At 67.3% G+C, this 23,926-nt stretch carries 23 protein-coding genes; 14 read left to right on the top strand and 9 right to left on the bottom strand.

Annotated elements, in window-relative coordinates; genetic code table 11:
- Positions 1–389 precede the first annotated feature (389 nt).
- From AC1DTF_RS27710 to rraA, 6 genes are all read left to right on the top strand, one after another.
- Positions 390–1,070 carry a DUF6474 family protein gene (locus AC1DTF_RS27710; protein WP_057171241.1) on the top strand — a complete coding sequence of 227 codons (681 nt, stop codon included), beginning with the start codon at positions 390–392 and terminating at the stop codon, positions 1,068–1,070.
- Entirely contained in the window at positions 1,070–1,603 is a 534-nt protein-coding gene (locus tag AC1DTF_RS27705; RefSeq protein ID WP_477476390.1) for a copper resistance CopC family protein, read from the top strand. The genes AC1DTF_RS27710 and AC1DTF_RS27705 overlap by 1 nt, the downstream gene beginning before the upstream one ends.
- On the top strand, positions 1,600–2,520 hold the full coding sequence (locus AC1DTF_RS27700) for a CopD family protein (RefSeq protein ID WP_477476389.1): 921 nt from the start codon (positions 1,600–1,602) through the stop codon (positions 2,518–2,520). Before AC1DTF_RS27705 ends, AC1DTF_RS27700 begins: the two co-directional genes overlap by 4 nt.
- 65 nt (positions 2,521–2,585) lie before the next feature.
- Entirely contained in the window at positions 2,586–3,065 is a 480-nt protein-coding gene (locus AC1DTF_RS27695) for a hypothetical protein (protein ID WP_477476388.1), read from the top strand.
- A gap of 55 nt (positions 3,066–3,120) precedes the next feature.
- Positions 3,121–3,876, top strand: a complete 756-nt coding sequence (locus tag AC1DTF_RS27690) for a MerR family transcriptional regulator (protein WP_477476387.1) — start codon at positions 3,121–3,123, stop codon at positions 3,874–3,876.
- Positions 3,873–4,358 (top strand): ribonuclease E activity regulator RraA, encoded by a 486-nt coding sequence (rraA, locus tag AC1DTF_RS27685; protein ID WP_477476386.1) that lies wholly within the window; start codon positions 3,873–3,875, stop codon positions 4,356–4,358. Before AC1DTF_RS27690 ends, rraA begins: the two co-directional genes overlap by 4 nt.
- A gap of 27 nt (positions 4,359–4,385) precedes the next feature.
- Here the strand turns inward: rraA and AC1DTF_RS27680 are convergent, their stop codons facing one another.
- Complete coding sequence (locus tag AC1DTF_RS27680; protein ID WP_477476385.1) at positions 4,386–5,855, bottom strand: flavin-containing monooxygenase; 1,470 nt, start codon at positions 5,853–5,855, stop codon at positions 4,386–4,388.
- Positions 5,856–5,933: 78 nt separating this feature from the next.
- On the opposite strand from AC1DTF_RS27680, the gene AC1DTF_RS27675 reads away from it, so the two are divergent.
- Genes AC1DTF_RS27675 through AC1DTF_RS27665 form a run of 3 tightly spaced genes read left to right on the top strand, consistent with a single transcriptional unit; the run spans position 5,934 to position 8,138 of the window.
- Positions 5,934–6,560, top strand: coding sequence for a TetR/AcrR family transcriptional regulator (locus tag AC1DTF_RS27675; protein ID WP_057171189.1), 627 nt, complete (start codon positions 5,934–5,936; stop codon positions 6,558–6,560).
- Between the two features lie 27 nt (positions 6,561–6,587).
- A complete protein-coding gene (gene dinB / locus AC1DTF_RS27670; RefSeq protein WP_477476384.1) occupies positions 6,588–7,799 on the top strand; it encodes a DNA polymerase IV in 1,212 nt (403 codons plus the stop codon).
- Between the two features lie 48 nt (positions 7,800–7,847).
- On the top strand, positions 7,848–8,138 hold the full coding sequence (locus AC1DTF_RS27665; RefSeq protein ID WP_057171190.1) for a YiaA/YiaB family inner membrane protein: 291 nt from the start codon (positions 7,848–7,850) through the stop codon (positions 8,136–8,138).
- Between the two features lies 1 nt (position 8,139).
- On the opposite strand, the gene AC1DTF_RS27660 is transcribed toward AC1DTF_RS27665, so the two are convergent.
- Positions 8,140–9,171, bottom strand: coding sequence for a PHP domain-containing protein (locus AC1DTF_RS27660; RefSeq protein WP_477476391.1), 1,032 nt, complete (start codon positions 9,169–9,171; stop codon positions 8,140–8,142).
- A gap of 38 nt (positions 9,172–9,209) precedes the next feature.
- Positions 9,210–9,791 (bottom strand): TIGR03086 family metal-binding protein, encoded by a 582-nt coding sequence (locus AC1DTF_RS27655; protein WP_477476383.1) that lies wholly within the window; start codon positions 9,789–9,791, stop codon positions 9,210–9,212.
- Between the two features lie 76 nt (positions 9,792–9,867).
- Between AC1DTF_RS27655 and AC1DTF_RS27650 the strand changes: the two genes are divergently transcribed.
- A complete protein-coding gene (locus AC1DTF_RS27650; RefSeq protein ID WP_057171191.1) occupies positions 9,868–10,722 on the top strand; it encodes an LLM class F420-dependent oxidoreductase in 855 nt (284 codons plus the stop codon).
- A 382-nt stretch (positions 10,723–11,104) separates the two neighbouring features.
- Here the strand turns inward: AC1DTF_RS27650 and AC1DTF_RS27645 are convergent, their stop codons facing one another.
- Together AC1DTF_RS27645 and gltB are read right to left on the bottom strand one after the other, a co-directional pair.
- On the bottom strand, positions 11,105–12,571 hold the full coding sequence (locus tag AC1DTF_RS27645) for a glutamate synthase subunit beta (RefSeq protein ID WP_477476382.1): 1,467 nt from the start codon (positions 12,569–12,571) through the stop codon (positions 11,105–11,107).
- On the bottom strand, positions 12,564–17,138 hold the full coding sequence (gene gltB / locus AC1DTF_RS27640) for a glutamate synthase large subunit (protein ID WP_477476381.1): 4,575 nt from the start codon (positions 17,136–17,138) through the stop codon (positions 12,564–12,566). Before gltB ends, AC1DTF_RS27645 begins: the two co-directional genes overlap by 8 nt.
- Before the next feature lie 501 nt (positions 17,139–17,639).
- Between gltB and AC1DTF_RS27635 the strand changes: the two genes are divergently transcribed.
- Together AC1DTF_RS27635 and aqpZ are read left to right on the top strand one after the other, a co-directional pair.
- Positions 17,640–18,449, top strand: a complete 810-nt coding sequence (locus AC1DTF_RS27635) for a PaaI family thioesterase (protein ID WP_477476380.1) — start codon at positions 17,640–17,642, stop codon at positions 18,447–18,449.
- Positions 18,450–18,567: 118 nt separating this feature from the next.
- A complete protein-coding gene (gene aqpZ, locus AC1DTF_RS27630; protein ID WP_477476379.1) occupies positions 18,568–19,341 on the top strand; it encodes an aquaporin Z in 774 nt (257 codons plus the stop codon).
- A gap of 1 nt (position 19,342) precedes the next feature.
- Here aqpZ and AC1DTF_RS27625 read toward each other — a convergent pair whose 3' ends face one another.
- The 3 genes from AC1DTF_RS27625 to AC1DTF_RS27615 form a co-directional block, all read right to left on the bottom strand.
- Positions 19,343–19,885, bottom strand: coding sequence for a Dps family protein (locus AC1DTF_RS27625; RefSeq protein ID WP_057171195.1), 543 nt, complete (start codon positions 19,883–19,885; stop codon positions 19,343–19,345).
- Between the two features lie 83 nt (positions 19,886–19,968).
- Complete coding sequence (locus AC1DTF_RS27620; protein WP_477476378.1) at positions 19,969–20,865, bottom strand: DNA-3-methyladenine glycosylase family protein; 897 nt, start codon at positions 20,863–20,865, stop codon at positions 19,969–19,971.
- Positions 20,866–20,874: 9 nt separating this feature from the next.
- Positions 20,875–21,234: a DUF427 domain-containing protein gene (locus AC1DTF_RS27615; protein ID WP_477476377.1), complete on the bottom strand. Its 360-nt coding sequence runs from the start codon at positions 21,232–21,234 to the stop codon at positions 20,875–20,877.
- Positions 21,235–21,297: 63 nt separating this feature from the next.
- On the opposite strand from AC1DTF_RS27615, the gene AC1DTF_RS27610 reads away from it, so the two are divergent.
- Positions 21,298–21,756 carry an SRPBCC family protein gene (locus AC1DTF_RS27610; protein WP_057171198.1) on the top strand — a complete coding sequence of 153 codons (459 nt, stop codon included), beginning with the start codon at positions 21,298–21,300 and terminating at the stop codon, positions 21,754–21,756.
- A 10-nt stretch (positions 21,757–21,766) separates the two neighbouring features.
- Here the strand turns inward: AC1DTF_RS27610 and AC1DTF_RS27605 are convergent, their stop codons facing one another.
- A complete protein-coding gene (locus AC1DTF_RS27605) occupies positions 21,767–23,176 on the bottom strand; it encodes an NAD(P)/FAD-dependent oxidoreductase (protein WP_477476376.1) in 1,410 nt (469 codons plus the stop codon).
- 33 nt (positions 23,177–23,209) lie between these two features.
- On the opposite strand from AC1DTF_RS27605, the gene AC1DTF_RS27600 reads away from it, so the two are divergent.
- The gene (locus AC1DTF_RS27600) at positions 23,210–23,677 is read left to right on the top strand and encodes a DUF4262 domain-containing protein (protein ID WP_477476375.1); all 468 of its coding nucleotides are present in this window, start codon (positions 23,210–23,212) and stop codon (positions 23,675–23,677) included.
- Positions 23,678–23,926: the final 249 nt, after the last annotated feature.

Raw genomic sequence — 23,926 nt, 5'->3', positions numbered from 1 at the left:
GAGGTGCGGTGCGACGGGGCTGACCGGTCGCCCCGTCGGATGTCCGGCCTGCCGTCCCGGTGCCCGCAGCGTCCCCGCTGCTGTCGGGCTCGGCTAACGCCACCGCAGCGGACACACCAGCCACGAACAGCCCCGATGACACCAGACAGGCAGCCGCGGCGACTCGCATGCGCGAACCCACGTCGTCACCACCCCTCATGGCGTCTCACGGCGCACAGGCAATCGTTTGGACGATTGTCGCATATGCCCGCGTACTTGTTTGCTGTCGGAAGTAATCGGTATCGCCCCAAGGCCGCCGAGAGTGGTAGGGACGGAGGAGCGATAGGGTTGGCCGCATCGTGGCGCCGTGATGGTGGCGGCGCGGATGAGATGACCGGGAGGCAATGCCGATGGCCCTGTTCACGCAACGCAAGAGCCGGTCGGCCCGTCGCGCCGAGGCTCGGGCGATCGGGCGCGCGACCAAGCGCGCGCTCACCAAGGGAGCCAAGCTGGAGGCCAAACTCGCGGCGCGCAACGATGCCCGACGCATCAAGGCCGATCGCAAGGCGCAGACCCAGGCGGTCAAGGCCCAGCTCAAGGCCCAGCGCGACAGCGACCGCGTGGCGCTGAAGGTTGCTGAGACCCAACTCAAGGCGGTCCGTGAGGGCAAGCTGCTGTCCCCGATGAAGATTCGCCGGACGCTGACCGTGTCCCGGCTGCTGGCACCGGTCCTGATACCGCTGGCCTATCGCGGTGCGATCGCCATCCGCGGCCTGCTGGACCAGCGCCGCGCCGACCAGCTCGGTGTCCCGCTGGCCCAGATCGGCCAGTTCTCCGGGCACGGAGCGGTGCTGTCGGCCCGCATCAGCGGTGCCGAACAGGCGACCCGGCGGGTGGTCGAGAAGAACCCGAAGGACGCCGAGACCAAGCAGTTCGTGGCCGCCATCACCGACCGGTTGACCGACCTGTCCACCGCCGTCGCCGCCGCGGAGAACATGCCCACGGCACGCCGCAAGGCCGCCCACGCCGCGATCGGCGAACAGCTCGACGGTATCGACGCCGATGTGATGGCCCGGCTCGGCCTGGTCTGATGACGCTCACCACACGGATCCTTTCGCCCGTGTTGGCGCTGGTGCTGACGGTGCTGGCGCTGGCGGGCGCCGGTGTCGCCGCGGCGCACGCCACCCTCATCTCCTCGGACCCGGCGCCCGGGACCGCGTTGACCGCATCGCCCACCAAGGTCAGTGCCACCTTCAGTGAAGACCTGCAGACCGCGTTCGCGGCGATGACCGTCGTCGGACCGGACGGCAATCTGTGGTCCACCGGCGACGTCCGGGTGGCCGGTCCGGTGGCCGAGGTCGACGTGCGGCCGCTGGGACCGTCGGGCACCTATACCGCCAACTACCGCGTGACCTCCGCTGACGGCCACGTCATCACCGGTTCGTGGGCTTTCGATCTGACCGTCGCCGCGACAGGCACGCCCGGCCCCTCGGTCGCGCGGGCCCCTGCGCCCGCTGCCGCCCCGGTGACGCCCACCGACGACGGTGTCCCGGTCTGGCCGTTCGTGGTGGCGGCGGTGGTGCTCGTCGGCGCCGGCGTGTGGTGGAGCCGACGCCGCACGTGACACGCACCCGGCGGGCGTGCCTGGGCGCACTCGTCGTCGCCCTGAGCGTGGCGCTGGCCTGGGTTCTCGCCCGTCCCGACGGGGCTCTGGTGCCGACCGTGACGCGGGTGCTCGCCGATGGTGCCGCCGTGCTGGTGCTCGGCCTCGCGGTGGTGCCGTGGCTGGACACCGCGCGCTACCGCACCGAACTCGCCCGGCGCAGCACCGCGGTCATGGCGGTCACCGCGTGGGTGTGGCTGGCCGCCGAATTGATCCGGCTGGTGACGACGGCGGCCGATACCGCCGCGGTGGCGGTTCGTGACCTGGGGGTGCGGACCGCGATCGAGTTCGCCGTGTCGACGACCGCGGGCCGGGCCGACCTGATCTGCGTGGCGGCGGCGCTTCTGGTGGTCGTGGTGACCCTCGCGGCGCGTAACCCCGGCGCATCGCTGGTGGTCGCCGGGGTCGCCGCACTGGGCACCGCGGCGCGCACCCTGGCCGGACACCTTTCCGAGAGTGCGCTCGGCGGTCTGGCGGTGACGCTGCACGCGCTGGCGGCCGCGCTGTGGTGCGGCGCGCTCGCGGCGATCGTGCTGGTGGTGGATCGCCGCGGTCAGTGGGCCCGGGTATTGCCACGCTTCTCGCACCTGTCGTTGTGGTCGGTGCTGGTGCTGCTGGTGGGCGGGGTGTTCAGCGCCGTGGTGGTGATCGGGTCACCCGCCGAACTGGTCGGCACCGGGCACGGCAGGCTGCTCCTGGCCAAGATCGTCGTGACAGCGGCTCTGTTGGCGCTGGCCTGGCATAACCGGTCGCGGTGGCTACCGTCGGCGCGTGGTCATCGGGTCAGCGCCGAGGTGTCCACCCGACGCTCCGACACCGAGCTTGCCCTGATGGCGGTGGCACTGACGTTGGCCGCCGCCCTGGCGGTCACGGGCTGACGCCGGGCCCTGGGCTGGCATGATGGGACACACTGCGCTGGACGACACTGCAAAGGAGCAGCACCATGGCCGACGAGCAGGACCTTCCCGAACAGAAGGCCCCCGCTGAGCAGGTCCCGGCTGACCCACCTGCTGTGCCTCCCGCCGCCGCGGCTCCCGCGAAGAAGGCCCCGGCCAAGAAGGCACCGGCGAAGAAGGCCGCTCCCGTGAAGAAGGCCGCACCGGCCAAGAAGGCGGTCGCGAAGAAGGCCGCTCCGGCCAAGAAGGCACCTCCGGCGAAGAAGGCCCCGCCGGTCACAGCCACCCCTGCCGAGCCGGCTCCGGTCGTCGAGCACTCTGCCGAACCGACGGCGGTCGCCAAAGAAGCCGCCAAAGAGGTTGCTGCACAAGCGAAATCCGCGGTTGCCGCGGCCGTTCCGACACCGTCCGCGGTGCCGGCCCTCGGTCCGGAACAGTCCCGGCTGCCGCTGGCGGTCGCGCTGGCCGTCGGCCTGCTCGCGGTCCTGGTCGTTCTTCTGGCCCGCCGCAATTCCGACCAGGACTGAGGTTCCGCTGGGCGGGGCTTGACCCTCACGCGACGTCAGGGCCGATAGTGAGTCCATGGACGTGAGAACCGTCGGCAACGTCGCCGCCCTGACCGGGCTGTCCGTGCGCACCCTGCACCACTACGACCACATCGGCCTGGTGGTGCCCGGCGTGCGGACTCCGGCCGGTTACCGGGGCTACACCGATGCCGATGTCGAGCGGCTGCACCTGGTTCTGGTGTATCGCGCGGCCGGACTGCCGCTGGATGAGATCCGCGTCCTGCTCGATGACCCCGAGGTCGACGGGCTGACCAGGCTGCAGCGCCAGCATGCCCTGCTCCTGGAGCGGGCCGAAGGTCTGCAGCGCAGCATCAGGGCAGTGGAGGAACTCATGGACGCGCATCGCAGCGGTATTCAGCTGACCGCCGAGGAACAGGTCGAGATCTTCGGCACCACGGCATTCGGCGAGGAGTATGCGGTCGAAGCCGAGCAGCGCTGGGGCGACACCGACGAATGGAAGCAGTCCCGGCAGCGAGTCGCGCAGCTGACGAAACAGGACTGGATCGATCTGAAAGCCGACGGGGATGCGCTGCTGGGTGACCTGGCGGCTGCGAAGCGCGCCGGTGTACGTCCCGGCTCGCCGGAGGCCGACGCGCTGGCCGGCCGGCACCGCGCGAGTATCGAGCGCTTCTACGATTGCGGCGGCGAGATGCACCGCGGACTGGTCGAGATGTACCTCGCCGATGCCCGGTTCACCGCCTACTACGACGATGTCGAACCGGGTCTGGCGCAGTTCGTCCACGATGTGGTGATCGCTAGCATCATGGCGTGAGCATCGAACCGCGCGCGACCGCTGACCTTGTCGACGAGATCTACCCCGACGTCCGCAGCTGCGATCTGCAGTTGCGCAACTACGGCGGTGTCACGTCGTTCGCAGGACCGATCACCACGGTGCGCTGCTTCGAGGACAACGCCCTGCTCAAATCGATCCTGTCCACGCCGGGTGACGGCGGGGTGCTGGTGGTCGACGGCGATGGCTCGCTGCACACCGCGCTGGTCGGCGACATCATCGCCGGCCTGGCCGCCGAGAACGCTTGGGCCGGGGTGATCGTGCACGGCGCGGTGCGTGACGCGGCCGCGCTGCGGACCATCGACGTGGGCATCAAGGCACTGGGCACCAATCCCCGCAAGGGCACCAAAACCGGTGCCGGAGAACGTGATATCGAGGTTTCGTTCGGCGGTGTCACGTTCGTGCCCGGTGAGATCGCCTACAGCGACGAGGACGGGATCGTCGTCGTCGCCGCAGGCGACTGAACGGCTCGTCGCTGTAGGCGGGTGAACCTAGGCCGACACCGCGGCGCGGTGCTTGGTGAAGTGCAGCGACTCCTCGTCGACCTTGCCGTGCCGGATGAGGCGCAGGTCGAAGAAGTAGTTCTGCTTCAGCTTCCAGGGCGCCTCCGAGCCGGACTTCGGCAAGGTGTCCATGGCACGGCGGAAGTATCCCGGCGTGAAATCCATGAACGGCTCTTCGTCGATCGCGTCGCCCGGATGCTGCGGTTCGACCCGGTCGAAACCGTTGGCGTCCATGTAGTTCAGCACGCGGCAGATGAACTCGGAGACCAGGTCGGCCTTGAGCGTCCATGAAGCGTTGGTGTAGCCGAAGGTGATGGCCATGTTGGGCACGCCGGACAGCATCAGGCCCTTGTAGGTCATCGACTTGGTCAGGTCGATCGGCTCGCCGTTGCGGGTGGCGGTGGCGCCGCCGAACAGCTGCATGTTCAAACCCGTTGCGGTGATGATGATGTCGGCCTGCAGCTCCTCGCCCGAGGTCAGCTTGATGCCGGTTTCGGTGAAGGTCTCGATGGTGTCGGTGACGACGTCGGCCTTGCCCGCCTTGATGGTCTTGAAGAAATCGCCGTTGGGGGCCAGGCAGACTCGCTCRTCCCACGGGTTGTAGCGCGGGCTGAAGTGCTTCTCGTAATCGAAGCCGTCCGGCAGCCGCCGGGTCGCCATGTCCTTGAGGGCTTTCTTGAACATCTTCGGGAACTTGCGCGCCAGTTGGTACTGGCCGGTGGCCATCGCGATCGCCTTCCAGCGATTCACTACGTGGGCGACGTTCTTGGGCAGGTACTTGTTGGCCTGTGCGGCAACGGGATCCACCAGCGGAAGCGAACCGATGTAGGTGGGCGAGCGCTGCAGCATGGTGACATGGCCCGCGCCCTCGTTGACCAGCGACGGGATCAGCGTGATCGCGGTGGCGCCGGAGCCGATGACGACGATCTTCCTGCCCGCGTAGTCCAGCCCCTCGGGCCAGTGCTGGGGATGGATGATCTGGCCCGCGAAGTCCGCGGCACCCGGGAACTCGGGCGCGTAGCCCTCGTCGTAGTTGTAGTAACCGCTGCAGACCGACAGGAACGACGCGGTGATCTGCTTGCGCTCACCGGCGTGCTCGATGTTGATGGTCCAGCGGTTGTCAGCGTCTGACCAGTCCACCGAGGTGACGCGGTGCCCGGTGCGGATGTGCTTGTCGATGCCGTTCTCGGCGGCGGCCTCGTTGATGTAGTTCCAGATGGAGGCGCCATCGGCGATGGCCTTCGCCGAGGTCCACGGCTTGAACCGGAATCCGAGGGTGAACATGTCGGAATCCGAGCGGATACCCGGGTACTTGAACAGATCCCAGGTGCCGCCGATGTTGTCGCGGCGTTCCAGGATCGCGTAGCTCTTGGTCGGGCAGCGGTCCTGCAGGTGCCAGGCCGTGCTGATGCCGGAAATACCGGCGCCGACGATCACAACGTCGAGGTGTTCATTCATGATACCGACGGTATCAACATGGTGTTGAGTGAGTCAACGGTATGTTGAGAAAGTCGACACGGTGTTAAGGTGGGGGCCGTGACCACCGCCAGCCGCGGCCGCCGGGCCGCCCGCCCCTCCGGGGACGAACGGCAGCAGGCGATCCTGGACACCGCCGCCCGCCTCATCCAGCAGCGGTCCTTCTCCGACATCTCGGTCGATGACCTGGCCAAGGGCGCCGGCATCTCGCGTCCGACCTTCTATTTCTACTTCGCCTCCAAAGAAGCGGTCCTGCTGTCGCTGCTCGATCCACTGATCAAGCTCGCCGACACCGGGTTCGACAACGCACTTGAGCACATGCCGACGGATCCGAAACGTGCGGTCCGGCGGGGCATCGAGATTTTCTTCAGCTCGTTCGGATCCCATCCGGCCACCGCGCGGGCCGGGACCGAGGCAGTGAGGAACAATCCCGAGTTCCGGGCGTTCTGGGCCGGACTGATGCAGAAGTGGATTGCCATGACGGCCGCACTGATCAATGCCGAACGCCGGCGCGGCGCGGCGCCGGAAACACTGCCCGCCCTCGACCTGGCCACCTCGCTGAACCTCATGAACGAGAAGATGATGATGGCGACACTGGCCGACGACCGTCCCTCGGTCGAACATGACCGCGTCGTGGACACCCTCACCCACATCTGGCTGACCAGCATCTACGGCAGCACGCCCTAGCCCAATGTCGGACCCGGATGCGAACATGTGTTCGTGTCCCACTCCGGGCAGGCCAGCATTCTGCACGCCGATCTCGACTCGTTCTACGCGTCGGTCGAGCAGCGCGATGACCCCTCCCTGCGCGGACTGCCGGTCATCGTCGGCGGCGGGGTGGTGCTGGCCGCCAGCTATGAGGCCAAGGCGTACGGGGTGCGCACCGCGATGGGCGGCGGGCAGGCCCGCCGCCTCTGCCCTCAGGTGATCGTCGTGCCGCCACGGATGCGCGCGTACACCGAGGCCAGTCGGGCCGTCTTCGACGTTTTCCGCGACACCACTCCTCTGGTCGAGCCGGTCTCGGTGGACGAGGCGTTCCTTGATGTCGGCGGGCTTGGCCGGGTGTCGGGCACGCCGGTAGAAATCGGCGCCCGGCTGCGCGAACGCGTCCAGGTGGACGTCGGCCTGCCGATCACCGTCGGGATCGCCCGCACCAAGTTCCTGGCCAAGGTCGCCAGCCAGGAGGCCAAGCCCGACGGGCTGCTGCTGGTGGAACCGGACCGCGAGCTGGCTTTCCTGCACCCGCTGCCGGTGCGCCGGCTCTGGGGCGTGGGCGCCAAGACCGCGGAGAAGCTGCGCCTGCACGGCATTCACACGGTGGCCGACGTGGCCGAGCTCAGCGAGACATCGCTGGGCGCCATGGTCGGCCCGGCCATGGGCAGGCAGCTCTTCGCGCTGGCCCACAACATCGACCGCCGCCGGGTGGTGACCGGGGTGCGCAGGCGGTCCGTCGGCGCGCAACGAGCGCTGGGCCGCGCCGGGAACACCATGTCCGCTCACGAGATCGATGCCGTCGTGGTGAATCTGGTGGACCGCATCACCCGCCGGATGCGGGCCGCGGGACGCACCGGCCGCACCGTGGTGCTGCGGTTGCGCTTCGACGACTTCGGCCGCGTCACCCGCTCGCACACCCTGCCGCGCGCCACCGCGTCGACCGAGGCCGTGCTGGGCGCAGCCCGGGAACTGGTTGCCGCCGCCGCTCCGCTGATCGCCGAACGCGGACTGACCCTGGTGGGCTTCGCGGTGTCCAACATCGACCGCGACGGTGCGGCGCAGCTGGAACTGCCGTTCGGCAGCGCGGCGGATCCGATCGCCCTGGACGCCGCCGTCGACGAGGTACGACAGCGGTTCGGCAACGCCTCGGTGACCCGCGGAGTGCTGCTGGGCCGCGACCCGGGACTGGAAATGCCGATGCTGCCGGATTGAGTAGTTTCACGCATCCGGTTGAAGCGTGCCCTCCGGCAGGCTTGCCCCATGAACGCATTCAGCGACACGGCCAAGGTCACGGCGGCGTTTTCGCTCCAGGCGACCATCGCCTTCGGCGTCAGCTTCGTCGGCGTGCTCGGCGGCATCGTCTTCCTGCCGCTCGACATCTGGCAACGGCTCTTCCTGACCATGTCGGTGCTGTTCCTGGTCACCAGCGCCTTCACCCTGGCCAAGGTGATCCGCGATCAGCAGGAATCGGCCACCGTCCACGCTCGCCTCGACGAGGCGCGCATGGAAAGACTCATCGCCGAGCACAATCCGTTCACGTCATCGACGTGAATCAGTGCGCCCACTCCAGCAGCCGATCCGCCGACCAGGTGTTCACGATGCGGTCCACCGGCACCCCGGCGTCCAGGGCGCGCTGCGCGCCGTAGCCCAGGAAGTCGAGCTGACCGGGGGCGTGGGCATCGGTGTCGATCGAGAAGTCGCACCCGATCTGCAGCGCCAGATCCAGTAGCCGGCTCGGCGGGTCGCGCCGCTCGGGGCGCGAATTGATCTCCACCGCAACACCATTGTCCCGGCACGCGGTGAACACCGCCTCGGCGTCGAATGTGGACTCCGGACGGATCCCCCGGCCGCCCGTGACCAGACGTCCGGTGCAATGGCCCAGGATGTCGGCCTGGCCGTCGGACACCGCACGCACCATGCGGCGCGTCATCGCCGGCGCGTCCATCTTCAGCTTCGAGTGCACGCTGGCCACCACGATGTCCAGCCGCTCCAGTAGTTCCGGCTCTTGGTCCAGGGTGCCGTCATCGAGGATGTCGACTTCGATCCCGGTCAGGATGCGCATCGGCCTGGGCGAGCGAAGCGACGGGGATGTCGCCGAGAAGCGTTCGCGCAGTTCGTCGATGACATCGAGTTGCTTACGCAGACGTTCCGGCGAAAGACCGTTGGCAATGGTCAGCCGCGGCGAATGGTCTGTCAGAGCGCAGTATTCGTGGCCGAGCTCCTGCGCGGTGGCCATCATCTCCTCGATCGGTGCGGACCCGTCGGACCAGTTCGAGTGCAGATGCAGGTCCCCCTTGATCGCGGCGCGGATCTCCCCGCCACCGAGATCTGCCGCGGCTTCCTGCAATTCGACCAGTGTGTCGGGGACACGACCGGCCCACGCCTGTGCGATCACCTTGGCGGTCTTGGGTCCGATCCCCGGTAGCGTCTGCCAACTGTTGGTCTTACCGACCTTCTCCCGGTGTTCGGGTGTCATCGCCTCCACCACATCGGCGGCGTTGCGGTAGGCCATCACCCGGCGCGAGTCCTCCCGGGCCCGGTCCTTGTAATACGCGATGCGGCGTAGTGCGGCCACGGGGTCGATGCGGTCCATGGCTTCAGTGTGCCCGTGACGCCGCCCGATCACACCCGTCCCCATGCGGGGTCACGGCCGCTCAGCGCCAGCGCCCGCTCGAAATCACCGGCGTGATCGGCAACAGTCACCGGCGCGCCGAAGAGCCCCTCCACCGGGCCGGCGGCGGTGAAGGCGGTCAGATGCTCCAGCAAGACCGCTGCGGTGTCGGCATCGACGGCATAGGCCTGCCCGGTGGCGATCGCAACGTCCCAGCCGTGCACCACCACCTCCGTCAGGGCCACCAGTCCGCACACCTCACCCGGCAGGTCGACGGCCCCCACCCGGGTCATTCCCTCCCACGCGTGCGGCGCCTGCCATGCCTCGGCGAACGCGGTGAGCCGGGCGGGATAGTGGTCGCGCCAACCGTCGTCGAGTAGGTAACCGCCCTCGCCGGGTGGGCTGTCGGTGAGCTCCCCGAAATCCTTGTTCGCCGCGGCCCCGAAGGCAGGCGCCAGTTGCCCGATGTGTRCCACCATCTCGCGCACGGACATCTGGGTGCAGGGCGTCGGTGCGCTCAGCTGTTCATCGTGCACGCCGCCGAGCACCGCGGCGGTACGCGCACTTGCCGTCGTCATATCGATCATGGACATACCGACCTGCACGGTGGATAGAAGTCATCGGCGCCGCATCCAGGAATTAACCGCTGCCCGAGTTCGTTTCCCAAGTGTGGACTTTGCCTTCAAGACTTCCCCGCAGAACACGACCTGGTCCGACATGCTCGCCATCTGGAAAGCAGCGGACGATATCGACGTCTTCCAATCCGGCTGGACGTTCGACCACTTCTATCCGATCTTCTCCGATTCCACCGGCCCCTGCCTGGAGGGCTGGACCACGCTCACCGCGTTGGCCCAGGCCACCGAGCGGCTCCGGGTCGGCGTACTGGTGACCGGTATCCATTACCGGCATCCCGCGGTGCTGGCCAATATGGCCGCCGCACTCGACATCATTTCCAACGGTCGCCTCGAGCTCGGGATCGGCGCCGGCTGGAACGAGGAGGAGTCCGGCGCCTATGGCATCGAGCTGGGCACCATCAAGGAGCGTTTCGACCGCTTCGAGGAGGCCTGTGAGATTCTCAAGGGCCTGCTCAGCCAGGAGACCACCACCTTCGACGGCACGTTCTACCAGCTCAAAGACGCGCGCAACGAGCCGAAGGGGCCGCAGCAGCCGCACCCGCCGTTCTGCATCGGCGGCAACGGCGAGAAGCGCACCCTGAAGATCACCGCGAAATACGCCGACCACTGGAACTTCGTCGGAGGCACGCCGGAGGAGTTCGCCCGCAAGCGCGACGTGCTGGCCGCGCACTGCGCCGATATCGGCAGGGACCCGAAGGAGATCACGCTGTCGGCGCACATTCGGCTGGGCGAGGATCGCAACTACCGCCGAGTCGTCGAGGATGCGATCGCCCTGGGCGCCGAGGGCTTGGATCTGGCCATCATCTACCTACCGCCGCCGTATGACACTGCGGTGCTGGAGCCGCTCGCGGAGACGATTCGGGACTCCGGGCTGCTGACCAGCGGCTAGAACTGACGGTCACGAAATTATTACGATCTGGCAAACGGGTGTCGCGTAGGTCCTGAATCGGGATCTGCGCGGCGCCCGGGTCGGTCAGTAGCCGAAACGCATTAACTCGTCGGGGGTGATCAGCCGCTCGTGCTTAGCTGGGAATTCACGGCATCGGACCGGGTGACGGAACCATGACCAGGCGATTCGACTCACTCGGGACCGTGAAATGGGATTGTTGTACACGGTGAGAACTCCTGCGGTCGGCTAATAGCTGCACCGTGGGGTCACATTACCGCACGACCCCGCCGCAATCATTAGACACCTGTGACGCGGCTAACACCAACCGGCACGCCGGTCACAAATCGGATGTTTCTCGTGTGACTGAAGTTGCTGATGTTGCCTACCGCTGCGGGGCCGCCGACGGCTCGATCGGCCGGGGCAACGCCGACTGGCCCATCAGGTAGCGGTCGACACCGGCCGCCGCGGCGCGCCCCTCGGCGATCGCCCACACGATCAACGACTGTCCACGGCCCATGTCGCCGGCGACGAAGACGCCGGGAACGGTGGTCTGGAAATCCTTGTCGCGGGAGACGTTGCCGCGGTCGGTCAGTTCGACACCCAGGTCGGTCAGCAGGCCCTCGCGCTCGGGGCCCACGAACCCCATCGCCAGGAAGACGATGTCGGCGTCCAGATCGAAGTCCGACCCCTCCACCTTCTCGAACTTGCCGGCCTTCATCTCCACCTCGTGCACCTTCAGCGTGGTGACCCGGCCGTCGGAGCCGACGAACTGCTCGGTGTTCACCGAGAACACCCGCTCGCCACCCTCTTCGTGCGCAGAGGCCACCCGGAACATCAGCGGGTAGGTCGGCCACGGGGTGGAGTCCGCACGGGTCTCGGGCGGGCGCGGCATGATCTCGAACTGGTGGATGCTGGCGGCGCCCTGACGGTGCGCGGTGCCCAGGCAGTCTGCGCCGGTGTCACCGCCGCCGATGATGACGACCTTCTTGTCCTTCGCGGTGATGGGCGGCTCGCCGTCGGGACCGGCGACATCGTCGCCCTGTTGCAGTTTGTTGGCCCACGGCAGGTACTCCATGGCCTGGTGGATACCGTCGAGCTCGCGGCCCGGGATCGGCAGGTCACGCCACGCGGTCGCACCGCCGGCCAGCACCACCGCGTCGAACTCGGCGTCGAGTTGTTCGACGGTGATGTCGACGCCGACGTTGACGCCGGTGCGGAACTGGGTGCCCTCGGCCGTCATCTGCTCCAGACGACGATCGATGTGGCGCTTCTCCATCTTGAACTCGGGGATGCCGTAGCGCAGCAGGCCGCCGATGCGATCGGCGCGCTCGAACACCGTCACCGAGTGACCGGCACGGGTCAGCTGCTGGGCGGCAGCCAGGCCTGCGGGCCCGGACCCGACGACGGCGACCTTCTTCATGGTGCGCACCGTCGGGATCATCGGCTTGACCCAGTCGTTGTCGAAGGCGTGGTCGATGATCTCGACCTCGACCTGCTTGATGGTCACCGCATCCTGGTTGATGCCGAGCACGCAGGAGGCCTCACACGGCGCCGGGCACAGCCGCCCGGTGAATTCCGGGAAGTTGTTGGTGGCATGCAGCCGTTCGATGGCGTCGCGCCAGCGGTCCCGGTACACCAGGTCGTTCCACTCGGGAATCAGGTTCCCCAGCGGACAACCGTTGTGGCAGAACGGGATACCACAATCCATACAGCGGGAGGCCTGGACTTTCAGGGTCTCGTCGGAGAACTCCTCGTAGACCTCTTTCCAGTCCTGCAGGCGCAGGTCCACCGGCCGCCGGGCCGGGGTCTGCCGGACGGTGTGCTTGAGGAAGCCGTTCGGATCAGCCACGAGCGGCCGCCATGATCGCTTCGCCGACATCCTGCCCGGCGGCCTCGGCCTCCGAGATCGCCAGCAGCACCTTCTTGAAGTCGCGTGGCATCACCTTCACGAAGTGCGCCTGCTGTGCCGTCCAATCCGCCAGGATCCGTTGGCCCACCGCAGAATCGGTGGCGTCGACATGTGCCACGATCAATTCCTGCAACCCTTCGAGGTCATCGTCATCCAGTGCGTCAAGATCGACCATCTCTTCGTTGATGTTGCCCGGCAACTTCTTCTCCGGGTCATACACATAGGCGACACCGCCTGACATTCCCGCCGCGAAGTTACGGCCGGTCTGGCCGAGGATCACCACCCGCCCGCCGGTCATGTACTCGCAGCCGTGGTCACCCACGCCCTCGACCACAGCGTGCGCGCCGGAGTTGCGGACCGCGAACCGTTCGCCGACCACACCGCGCAGGTAGGCCTGGCCGCTGGTGGCGCCGAACAGGATGACGTTGCCGCCGATGATGTTGTCTTCCGCGACATAGTCGTTCGGGGCCTTGTCCGACGGGCGCACCACGATGCGGCCGCCGGAAAGTCCCTTCCCCACATAATCGTTGGCATCGCCGTACACCCGCAGCGTGATACCGCGCGGCACGAAGGCGCCGAAGCTGTTCCCCGCCGACCCCTCGAAGGTGATGTCGATGGTGCCGTCCGGAAGCCCTTGGCCCCCATAGGCCTTGGTGACCTCGTGGCCCAGCATCGTTCCCACGGTGCGGTTCACGTTGGCGATCTTGGTGGTGAATCGCACCGGGGTGCCGGAATCCAGCGCCTCGCGGCACTGCACGATCAGCTGCTGGTCCAGCGCCTTGTCGAGGCCGTGATCCTGACGCGAGCTGCAGTACAGATCCTGGTTCATGAACGCCGACTCGGGCTCGTGCAGCACCGGGGCCAGGTCCAGCTTGTGCGCCTTCCAGTGCTCGGCGGCCTGGGTGGTGTCCAGCGCGCCGACCTGTCCGACCATCTCGTTGATGGTGCGGAAGCCCAACTGCGCCATCAGTTCCCGGACTTCCTCCGCGATGAACAGGAAGAAGTTCTCCACGAACTCGGGCTTGCCGTTGAACCGCTCGCGCAGCACCGGATTCTGGGTGGCCACACCCACCGGGCAGGTGTCGAGGTGACAGACCCGCATCATGATGCAGCCCGACACCACCAACGGCGCGGTGGCGAAACCGAATTCCTCACCACCGAGCAGGGCGGCGACCACCACGTCACGACCGGTCTTGAGCTGTCCGTCGACCTGCACSACGAYGCGGTCGCGMAKSCCGTTGAGCAKSAGYGTCTGCTGCGTCTCGGCGAGACCGAGCTCCCAGGGGGCGCCGGCATGCTTCTGCGAGGTGAGCGGGGTGGCACCGGTACCGCCGTCGTGCCCGGAGATGAGCACCACATCGGCGTGCGCCTTGGAGACACCCGCAGCGACGGTGCCTACGCCGTTCTCGCTCACCAACTTCACGTGGATACGCGCGGCCGGGTTGGCGTTCTTCAGATCGTGGATCAGCTGCGCCAGATCCTCGATCGAGTAGATGTCGTGGTGCGGCGGCGGTGAGATCAGGCCGACACCGGGCGTCGAGTGACGGACCTCGGCGACCCACGGGTACACCTTGTGCCCCGGAAGCTGACCGCCCTCACCGGGTTTGGCGCCCTGGGCCATCTTGATCTGGATATCGGTGCAGTTCGACAGGTAGTGGCTGGTCACGCCGAAACGACCGGAGGCCACCTGCTTGATGGCGCTGCGGCGCCAGTCGCCGTTCTCGTCGGGCTCGAAGCGGTCGACGCTTTCGCCGCCCTCACCGGAGTTGGACCGGCCGCCGAGCCGGTTCATGGCGATGGCCAGCGTCTCGTGCGCCTCGGCGGAGATGGAGCCGTAGCTCATCGCGCCGGTGGAGAAGCGCTTGACGATCTCGGTGGCAGGTTCGACCTCGTCGATCGGAACAGACTCGCGCTCTTTGAACTTCAGCAGGCCGCGAAGTGAGGCCATCCGGGCACTCTGGTCGTCGATCAGCTTGGTGTACTCCTTGAAGACCGAGTACTGCCCGGTCCGGGTGGAGTGCTGCAGCTTGAACACGGTGTCCGGGTTGAACAGGTGGTACTCGCCCTCGCGGCGCCACTGGTACTCCCCGCCCACCTCGAGCTCGCGGTGCGCCCACTCGTCGGGGCGGTCCAGATAGGCCAGCTCATGGCGGGCCGCGACGTCGGCGGCGATGTCGTCCAGGTCGATTCCGCCGGTGGGGCAGTGCAATCCGGAGAAGTACTCGTCCAGCACCCGCTGGTTGATCCCGATGGCCTGGAACAGCTGGGCGCCGGTGTAGGACGCCAGCGTCGAGATGCCCATCTTGGACATCACCTTCAACACGCCCTTGCCTGCGGCCTTGACGAAGTTGGCCTTGGCCTGGTCGCTGGACAGCCCGGTGATGACGCCACGGTCGATCATGTCGTCGATCGACTCGAAGGCCATGTACGGGTTGATCGCCGCCGCGCCGAAGCCGCACAACATCGCCATGTGGTGCACTTCGCGGGCGTCGCCGGACTCGACCACGAGGCCGACCTGGGTGCGGGTGCGCTCACGGACCAGGTGATGGTGCACCGCGGCCACCGAGAGCAGCGACGGGATGGGCGCCAGCCACTCGTTGGACTCGCGGTCGCTGAGCACGATGATGCGGGCGCCGTTGCGGATCGCCTGCGAGACCTTGGTGCGGACGTCCTCCAGCGCGCGGCGCAGTCCGGCACCGCCGTCGGCCACCGGGTACAGGCAGCTGACGACAGCAGCCCGCATACCGTGCTTGCGGCCGCGGATCTCGTGGTCGGGATCCACGTCGATGAGCTTGGACAGGTCGGCGTTGCGCAGGATCGGCTGTGGCAGCACGATCTGGCGGCACGAGTTCTCGTCCGGGTTGAGCAGGTCGCCCTCGGGGCCGACGGTGCCCTGCAGGCTGGTCACCACCTCTTCCCGGATGGCGTCCAGCGGTGGGTTGGTCACCTGGGCGAACAACTGCTGGAAGTAGTCGTAGAGCATCCGCGGCCGCTGGGACAGCACGGCGATCGGGGTGTCGGTGCCCATCGAGCCCAGCGCCTCGGCGCCGGTGCGGGCCATCGGCGCCACCAGCAGGTTCAGTTCCTCATAGGTGTAACCGAACGCCTGTTGCCGCATGACCACCCGGTGGTGAGGCATCTTGACGTACTTGCCCTGCGGCAGCTCGTCGACGTGGAACAGCCCGCCGTCCAGCCACTCCTGATAGGGGTGCTCGGCGGCCAGCTGCGCCTTGATCTCCTCGTCGGCCACGATGCGGCCCTGCGCGGTGTCCACCAGGAACATCCGGCCGGGCTGCAGACGGATCTTCTTGACGACCGTGGACGGGTCCAGGTCGAGCACGCCGGCCTCGGAGGCCATGACGACGAGTCCGTCGCTGGTGACCCACACGCGCGACGGGCGCAGGCCGTTGCGGTCGAGCACGGCGCCCACCACGGTGCCGTCGGTGAAGCACACCGACGCCGGTCCGTCCCAGGGCTCCATCAACGAGCCGTGGTACTGGTAGAACGCCCGCAGTGCGGGGTCCATCTCCTCGTTGCGCTCCCAGGCCTCCGGGATCATCATCAGCACCGAGTGGGCGATGCTGCGGCCACCGAGGTGCAGCAGTTCGAGGACCTCGTCGAACCGCGCGGTGTCGGAGGCTCCGGGGGTACAGACCGGGAAGATCTTGTTCAGGTCGTTGTGGTAGCCGAACACGTCGGTGTGGATGAGCGCCTCGCGGGCCTTCATCCAGTTCTCGTTGCCGGTGACCGTGTTGATCTCGCCGTTGTGTGCCACCCGGCGGAACGGGTGCGCCAGCGGCCAGGACGGGAAGGTGTTCGTCGAGAACCGCGAGTGCACGATGCCGAGCGCGCTGGTCAGCCGATCATCCTGCAGATCGAGGTAGAACGCCCGCAGCTGCGGGGTGGTCAGCATCCCCTTGAACACGAATGTCTGACCGGAAAGGCTTGGGAAGTAGACGGTTTCACGTCCCGGTCCGTCCTGGCCCGGGCCCTTGGTGCCCAGTTCGTGCTCGGCACGCTTGCGGATCACGAAGGCGCGGCGCTCCAGGTCCATGCCGGAGGCACCGGCGATGAACACCTGACGCAGGGTCGGCATCGCATCGCGTGCCAGTGCACCCAGGGAGGAGTCGTCGTGCGGGACGTCGCGCCACCCGAGCAGCTGCAGCCCCTCGGCTTCGACGATCTTGGCTACCGCCTCGCACGCCAGGGTGGCGTCGCGAGCGGACTGCGGCAGGAATGCGATACCGGTGGCGTAGCTGCCCTCCTCGGGCAACTCGAAGTCGACCACTGCGCGCAGGAACGCGTCGGGCACCTGCAGCAGGATGCCCGCACCGTCACCGGTGTTGGGCTCCGCGCCGGCGGCACCGCGGTGCTCCAGGTTCAGCAGTGCGGTGATCGCCTTGTCGACGATGTCGCGGCTGCGACGGCCGTGGATATCGGCAACCATCGCCACACCGCATGAGTCGTGCTCGTATGCGGGGTTGTACAGACCCTGCTTGGCCGTCATTCCCACCTGACCCTTTACTCTCAGAGCCTGCGCGCTGCTCACGTACTGCCGGCTGTCACCAGCGGCATCCGGTGGTCACCGGCTGGGCGGTCGCGGTGCCTTCGTGCAGCACTGAACGTCGGTTTTGACCCGCTCGCCACAAGTGGACAAAACGATATGACAAACACCGGGTGACGTGCCAACTTAGTCAGACCTAAGTAGCTGGCTGTCGGCGCCGTCGGGACCACGCAGGCCGAGCCGGGCCGGAATCGGCAATACCCTTGGCGGCGAGGGTTTTTCGGGCTCGATACCGTCAAACAGCTCACCACCGCCCCGCCGGCCATAATCGAGACCCTCGTCACACCCGTTTGCTGTCCCTTGATTCGGTAATCGGCCAACTGGTAATACGAATAATCGACTGTTTGCTGAAAGCCTAGCCAGATTCTTAGAGATGTTCCTTTTTCCACGTTAAATACCCCGCGGGGGTACACGCCCGCGGCAACGGCACGAAGCTGGACCACGATGGCATATCCGCTGACCACCCCACCCGGCCGCTTCGGCATCGCCAATGTCGAGACCGGACCCACCCAGTACGCCGCCAGCATGGCACTGGACGGCTTGCTGAACCCCTTCACAGGTTCGGCTTCCTTGGGGCCGCTGGCAGTCCTCGTCGACCACATCGCCGGCTTCGCCAACCACGACCGTCGCCCCGAGGGTCACTGGACGGTCTCCAGCGAGCTCGCCATGGAATTCGCGCCCGGCGCCCAGGCGACCATCGCCGAGGACCCTGCGGAGCCCGTGCTGGCCGTCAGCAGGCCGGTGGGCGCTGCGGGCGCCACCTCACTGTCGGAGTGCACGCTGACCCACCGGGGCACCGAGATCGGCCTCGCCACGGTGCGCACGTTCTACATCACCGCCGCCGTGCACGTGCCCGGCGCGTTCGAGGAGCCCTCCGAGCGGGTCGAACCACTGCCGACCGGACTCGCCGAACTGATGGCCGTCGAGGTCGCCGAAACCGGCGGCAGCGGTGTCGTGCTGCAACAGCGCGCGCATTCCGCGATCAACAACACCCTGGGTGCCGTGCACGGCGGAGTGGCCGCCGCCGGGCTGGAATTGGTGGGCTCGGCCGCGCTGAACATCGATCGCGCCGACACGCCGCTGCTCACCGCGTCGCTGCGGATCAATTATCTGCGGCGCCTCATCGGCGGGGGTAGCTCGCACTACACCGCAACGGCGCTGCATGCGGGACGCAGCAGCGGGGTGGCCGAGGCCAAGGGCATCGGCGATGACGGGAAGGTGGCGTTGACCGCCCGGTTGACTGCCTACCGTTGACAACTTCTGCGTCACCGTACGGCCAAGGTTCGGTGACAAGATTTTTGACGGCCTTTCCCGGCCGGTGAATCGTGCGACTCTCAGCTGGTAAGCACTGCTTCCGGCGAAGGGTAGCACCATGACCAAGCCCACAATGGCGCACCGGCTGGCCGCCGAATTCATCGGCACCTTCTGGCTCGTGCTCGGCGGCTGCGGCAGCGCAGTGTTCGCCGCGAAGTTCCTGTCCGGCGACGGTGTCTCGCTGGGAATCGGATTCCTCGGCGTCTCACTGGCTTTCGGCCTGACGGTACTCACCGGCGTGTACGCCTTCGGCACCATATCCGGCGGCCACTTCAATCCCGCCGTGACGCTCGGTGCCGCGTTGGCCAAACGGGTGGAGTGGTCCGCCGTCGTGCCGTACTGGATCACCCAGGTGATCGGCGGGTTCGTCGCCGGCGCCGTCATCTACGTGATAGCCGGCGGTAAAGAGGGCTGGACGGCTACCGGGAACATGGCCGCCAACGGATTCGGCGACCACTCCCCCGGCGGCTACTCGCTGGTGGCGGTGCTCATCGCCGAGATCGTGCTCACCTTCATCTTCCTGCTGGTGATCCTCGGTTCGACCGACGACCGGGCGCCGAAAGGCTTCGCGGGCTTGTCAATCGGGCTGACGCTGACGCTGATCCACCTGATCTCGATCCCGATCTCGAACACCTCGGTCAACCCGGCCAGATCGACCGGTGTCGCATTCTTCAACGGCGACGGCGCACCGAGCCAGCTGTGGCTGTTCTGGGTTGCCCCGCTGGTCGGTGCCGCCATCGCCGGTGTCGCCTACCCGTTGTTGTTCGGGGTGGCAGAGGAACTCGCCGAACGCCCGGTCCGCGACGACGCGCTGGAATCGCGCACGGACTGAGCTACTTACGGGCCTTGCCGGCCGCGCCCTTCTCGGTCTTCTTGCCCTCGTGGGCCAGCTGGCCGCCCGAGCTCTCCAGATGCGCACGGACGAACCATTGGAACTTCTCCAGCTCGCCGCTGTGCCCGATGAGCAGATCCTGTGAGACCAGGTCGATGTCGTCGAGGCGTTCGATGTTCTTGCGGGTGTCCTCGATGATGCCGGTGTACACGAGATCGAGCGCGGCCAGATGCGCCTGCACGTTGTCGCGGTTCACCGAGTAGTCATCCCAGGTGCGGTCGTTGATGATCGCGCCCGGGGTGCCCAGCGGAGAAGCTCCCAGCGCCGCAATGCGTTCGGCGACCTCGTCGGCGTATCCGCGCACCAACTCGACCTGGGGGTCGATCATCTCGTGCACACCGATGAAATTGGGTCCGACGACGTTCCAGTGCACGTGCTTGAGCGTCAGGTGCAGGTCGTTGTAGCGACTCAGCTGCTTCTGCAGCAGCTCTGCCACCTCGGCACCCTGCTTGTCGGAAAGCCCCGGAACGGTGAACGTGGTCATGGTGTCTCCTTCGTATCGGCGTCATTGCGTCGTCTGGCTCCCCCGACGCATACCCAACGCGCCTGATCGATAATCAATTCAGGTCACAGCGCACGTAAGTTGGGGATCGCCTGCCGAGGCCCGCGACGTTGCCGGACGGCCAGCCCGCTGGCTTCCAGCAACCGCACCGCCCGGTGCCTGTGCGGGCGCACCGGTTCGAGCAAATCGACCATCTCGGCGTCGTCGATGGGCCTGCCCAGCAAGCTCAGACCGACCACCTTGGCCAGGTGGTAGTCACCGACCGAGAGCGCGTCGGCGTCACCGAAGGCGCGCTGCATCGTCTCGGCCGCCGTCCACACACCGACGCCGGGCAGCGATGTCAGGCCGGCGGCGGCCTTGGCGGGGTGCAGCCGCTCCAGCGCGTCGGCGCGTTGCGCGCACCCCACTACCGTGCGGGCCCGACCCGGGTCCACATTGGCGAGATGGAACTCCCAGGACGGAATGCGCCGCCACACGTCGGCGGTGGGCGGCACCCGCATCCCTGCCGGTGCCGGACCGGGCGCCGGTGCGCCGAACTTGGTGGTCAGCAACCGCCACGCGCGGAAGGCGTCCTTGCCGTACACGCGCTGCTCCAGTACCGCGGGAATCAGCGCCTCCAGCACCCGGCCGGTCCGGCCCAGCCGCAGGTGCGGCACCCGCCGGTAGGCCTCGGCGATGGTCGGTTCCGCCGGGTCGAAACCCGAAGTGTCGTCCTCGTATCCGAGCAGCGCGCCGAATCCGTCCAGGAACTCGGCCGCACCTGGGCCCCATGCCTCACATTCCACCGTGTCGGGCGCCGTTTTGCGGATCCGTGCGGTGACCGCGCCGGTGCGCGTCATCGAGGTACGCCAGGTGTCACCGGCGATCAGTTGGAAGCACGGGTCTCCGCTTCCGCGGCGCAACGGTGACAAGGTGAACCCGGGACTCACGGGTCCGCCGAAGGTCACCGATGTGGTGGGCACCTGCCCAATCTAGGCCAGCGAGATCTGCGCCTTGTCCGGGTAGAAGGCGACCTTGCCTGCGATGTCGGCCACCGCGGGGTAGGGCTGCTCGTAGGTCCAGATGGCGTCCTGCACATCACCGACGTGGTAGTAACTGGCCTCACCCTTGTAGGGGCAGTAGGTGGTCGTTTCGCTGCGCGCCAGGGCCGATGTCACCACGTCGGCCAGCGGGATGTACTGCACCGCCGGATAGGTTGACTCCTGAAGCGTCACCGCGCCGTCCGACTCCGCCACGACCACCCCGTCGACCGTGACCGTGACGTGTCTGCCGGTCGGCGTCACGGTGATCGGATGCTCGGCGGTGGGCTGCCACACGGGACGCTCGCTCATGTGTCGGACAACGTTGGCCGCGATGCAGTGATTCCCGACACTCCTGATCGTTACGATCGGCCCATGAATGCACCGATTACCGCATCCGTGACGATCGCTGCCGAACCGGCGGAGGTATACGCGCTGATCACCGACCTGCCGACGCTGGCGGCACTGGCCGAGGAGGCCTGCGCCATGCAGTGGACGAAGGGGCACTCGGCGGTCGTCCCGGGAGCGGTGTTCAAGGGCGAGAACCGCAACGGGTCGAAGTCCTGGACCACCACCTGCACCATCACCGATGCGGCCCCGGGGTCGACGTTCGCGTTCGACGTGAAATCTGCGGTCTTCCCGGTGGCGCACTGGCGTTATGACATCGCACCCGCCGACGGCGGGTGCACCGTCACCGAGTCGATGTGGGACCGCCGGGCCGGATGGTTCAAGAAGGTCGCCGGCCTGGCCACCGGCGTGAGCGACCGGGCCGGTGCCAACGCCGAGCACATCAAGATCACCCTGCAGCGGCTCAAGGAACGCGCGGAGGCCTAGGCGCGTCCGTTCAGGGCTTCTGCGTGATGACGTCGGCGACCCGCGCGATGGGTGATGTCGTGCGGCGGCCGTTGGCCTCGTGCCGGTCGGCGAGTTTGTAGGCGATGTAGAGGCCGCGCACCCCGAGCCAACGCATGGGCTCGGGTTCCCAGTTACGCGACTGGTGGCCGACCCACGGCAATTCGGTGATCGGGGTGTTCCGGGTCAGCACCAGGTCGGCCAGTGTGCGCCCGGCCAGGTTGGTCGCCGTCACGCCGTGCCCTACGTAGCCGCCGGCCCAACCCAGCCCGGTGGTGCGGTCCAGGGCGACACCGGCTTCCCAATCGCGCGGCACCGCCAGCACACCGCACCACCCGTGCGCGATGGGGATGTCACGGACCTGCGGCAGGATCGAGTGCAGCACCTCCGACAGCAGCCCGATGGTGCGGGCGGGTACCTGCCCGTCCTGATCGGTGCGTGACCCGAACCGGTAGGGCACGCTGCGCCCGCCGATGGCGATGCGGTCATCGACGGTGCGCTGCGCGTAGAAGAATCCGTGCGCGGTGTCTCCGACGGTTTCGCGTCCCTGCCAACCGATCTCGTCCCAGATGTGCGCCGGGATGGGATCGGTGGCGATCATCGAGCTGTTCATCGGCAGCCACCGCCTGCGCAGGCCGGGCAGTGCGGGTGTGAAGCCCTCGGTGGCCCGCAGCACGATCGGCGCGCGCACGGCGCCGGTCCTGGTGATCGCCTTGCCCTGCTGGATCTCGATGACCGCTGTCTGTTCGTGGATGGTGACGCCGAGGCGCTCGACGGTGTCGGCCAGACCGGCGGCGAGCGCGGCCGGTTGGATGCGGGCACAGTCCGGGCTGTGGTAGGCGGAGACCAGTCCGTCGATGTTGATCCGTTGCGCCGCTTGCGCTCTGGTCAGTTCGGTGACGTCGTTCTGCCAACGGCGTTCCTCGGCGACACTGGCGGCCAGCCGCGCCGCCTGCGCGGGGTTGCGCGCGATCTCCAGGTTGCCACCCTTGACCGCGCCCGCGTCGATGCCTTCGCGGTCGGCCACCTCGATGACCTCGTCGACGGATTCGTTGAGTKCCTGCTGCCAGGCCAGAACCTTGTCGCGGCCATAGGTTTTCGCCATCCGGTTGCGATCGCCGGGAACCAGCCCGGACAGCCAGCCGCCGTTGCGGCCGGACGCACCGAAGCCGGCGAAGCGCGCCTCCAGGACGGTGATGCGCAGCGACGGGTCGGCTTTCTTGAGGTAGTAGGCGGTCCACAGACCGGTGTATCCGGCGCCGACGATGCAGACATCGGCGTCGCGGTCCCCGGGCAGCCGTGGCCGCAGCGACGGCATCTTGTCGAACCAGTGCGAGACACGACCGTTGATGGTGGACACCCAGTGATTCTGCCAGGCCGGGTTGTCGGTGGTGCGGCGCATCGTGTCTGCCAAGACCGACGAAAGGGGCACATCATGTGCTGGCAATGCGATCACCCGGGGGCCACCCGGCAGGACTATCTCGACGTGCTGCGGAGCACGGTGATGAAGGAGGGTTGGGCGGTGCAGTACGTCGAGACCGAACCGCCCTTCGGGTACACGGTCGGATTGAGCGAGGCCGGGCTGCCGGAACTGCTCATCACCGGGCTTCCGCCCGAGCGGTCGATGCTGCTGCTCAATGCCGTGGCGGGGTACATGGTCCGCGAGGTCACGCCCGCGCCCGGTGACATATTCACCTTTCCGGACCGGTCGTGCGCGGAGTTCGTCGAGGTGACGCACCCGGACGTGCACATGGGGTGGGCGGTGGCGTTCCGCGACGGGCCGATCCGGGGCCTGCAGGTCGTCTGGCTGGACACGGACGGGCACTCGCCCTGGTGCCCCGACTTCAACATCGGGGGTCCGCGGCAGCCCGTTCTCGGGGACCGTGGGCCGGTCGACACCTGACGGTTGCCATTCGAAAGTGCCTACCTCTCAGCGACATTCGAGCGACAGGTGAGTCCCAAAAATTTCTTTGGACTCATTGATCACGGCCGTCACTTTCTGGACGGTTTTGTCGGTGATCGCACGTATGTGGCGCTCCTAGTGTTCTAGTGGGCGCTTTCTTGCTGTTCAGGGTCGGTTAATACTGCAGCACAAGCGCTCTCGGCGTGTCCACGCAGAGATGAAGGACGCGCACGCGGTGTGCCTCTAGGT

Source organism: Mycobacterium sp. P4_H6, assembly GCF_056400845.1.
Note: the sequence above shows the minus strand (reverse complement) of the source record. Positions and strands in the feature narration are given on the sequence as shown.

Bases quoted from the DNA above. Each gene is read 5' to 3' on its own strand.
- AC1DTF_RS27710 (WP_057171241.1), top strand. From the start codon at position 390: ATGGCCCTGTTCACGCAACGCAAGAGCCGGTCGGCCCGTCGCGCCGAG.
- AC1DTF_RS27705 (WP_477476390.1), top strand. From the start codon at position 1,070: ATGACGCTCACCACACGGATCCTTTCGCCCGTGTTGGCGCTGGTGCTG.
- AC1DTF_RS27695 (WP_477476388.1), top strand. From the start codon at position 2,586: ATGGCCGACGAGCAGGACCTTCCCGAACAGAAGGCCCCCGCTGAGCAG.
- AC1DTF_RS27690 (WP_477476387.1), top strand. From the start codon at position 3,121: ATGGACGTGAGAACCGTCGGCAACGTCGCCGCCCTGACCGGGCTGTCC.
- AC1DTF_RS27665 (WP_057171190.1), top strand. From the start codon at position 7,848: ATGAACGCATTCAGCGACACGGCCAAGGTCACGGCGGCGTTTTCGCTC.
- AC1DTF_RS27635 (WP_477476380.1), top strand. From the start codon at position 17,640: ATGGCATATCCGCTGACCACCCCACCCGGCCGCTTCGGCATCGCCAAT.
- aqpZ (WP_477476379.1), top strand. From the start codon at position 18,568: ATGACCAAGCCCACAATGGCGCACCGGCTGGCCGCCGAATTCATCGGC.
- AC1DTF_RS27625 (WP_057171195.1), bottom strand. From the start codon at position 19,885: ATGACCACGTTCACCGTTCCGGGGCTTTCCGACAAGCAGGGTGCCGAG.
- AC1DTF_RS27615 (WP_477476377.1), bottom strand. From the start codon at position 21,234: ATGAGCGAGCGTCCCGTGTGGCAGCCCACCGCCGAGCATCCGATCACC.
- AC1DTF_RS27610 (WP_057171198.1), top strand. From the start codon at position 21,298: ATGAATGCACCGATTACCGCATCCGTGACGATCGCTGCCGAACCGGCG.
- AC1DTF_RS27600 (WP_477476375.1), top strand. From the start codon at position 23,210: ATGTGCTGGCAATGCGATCACCCGGGGGCCACCCGGCAGGACTATCTC.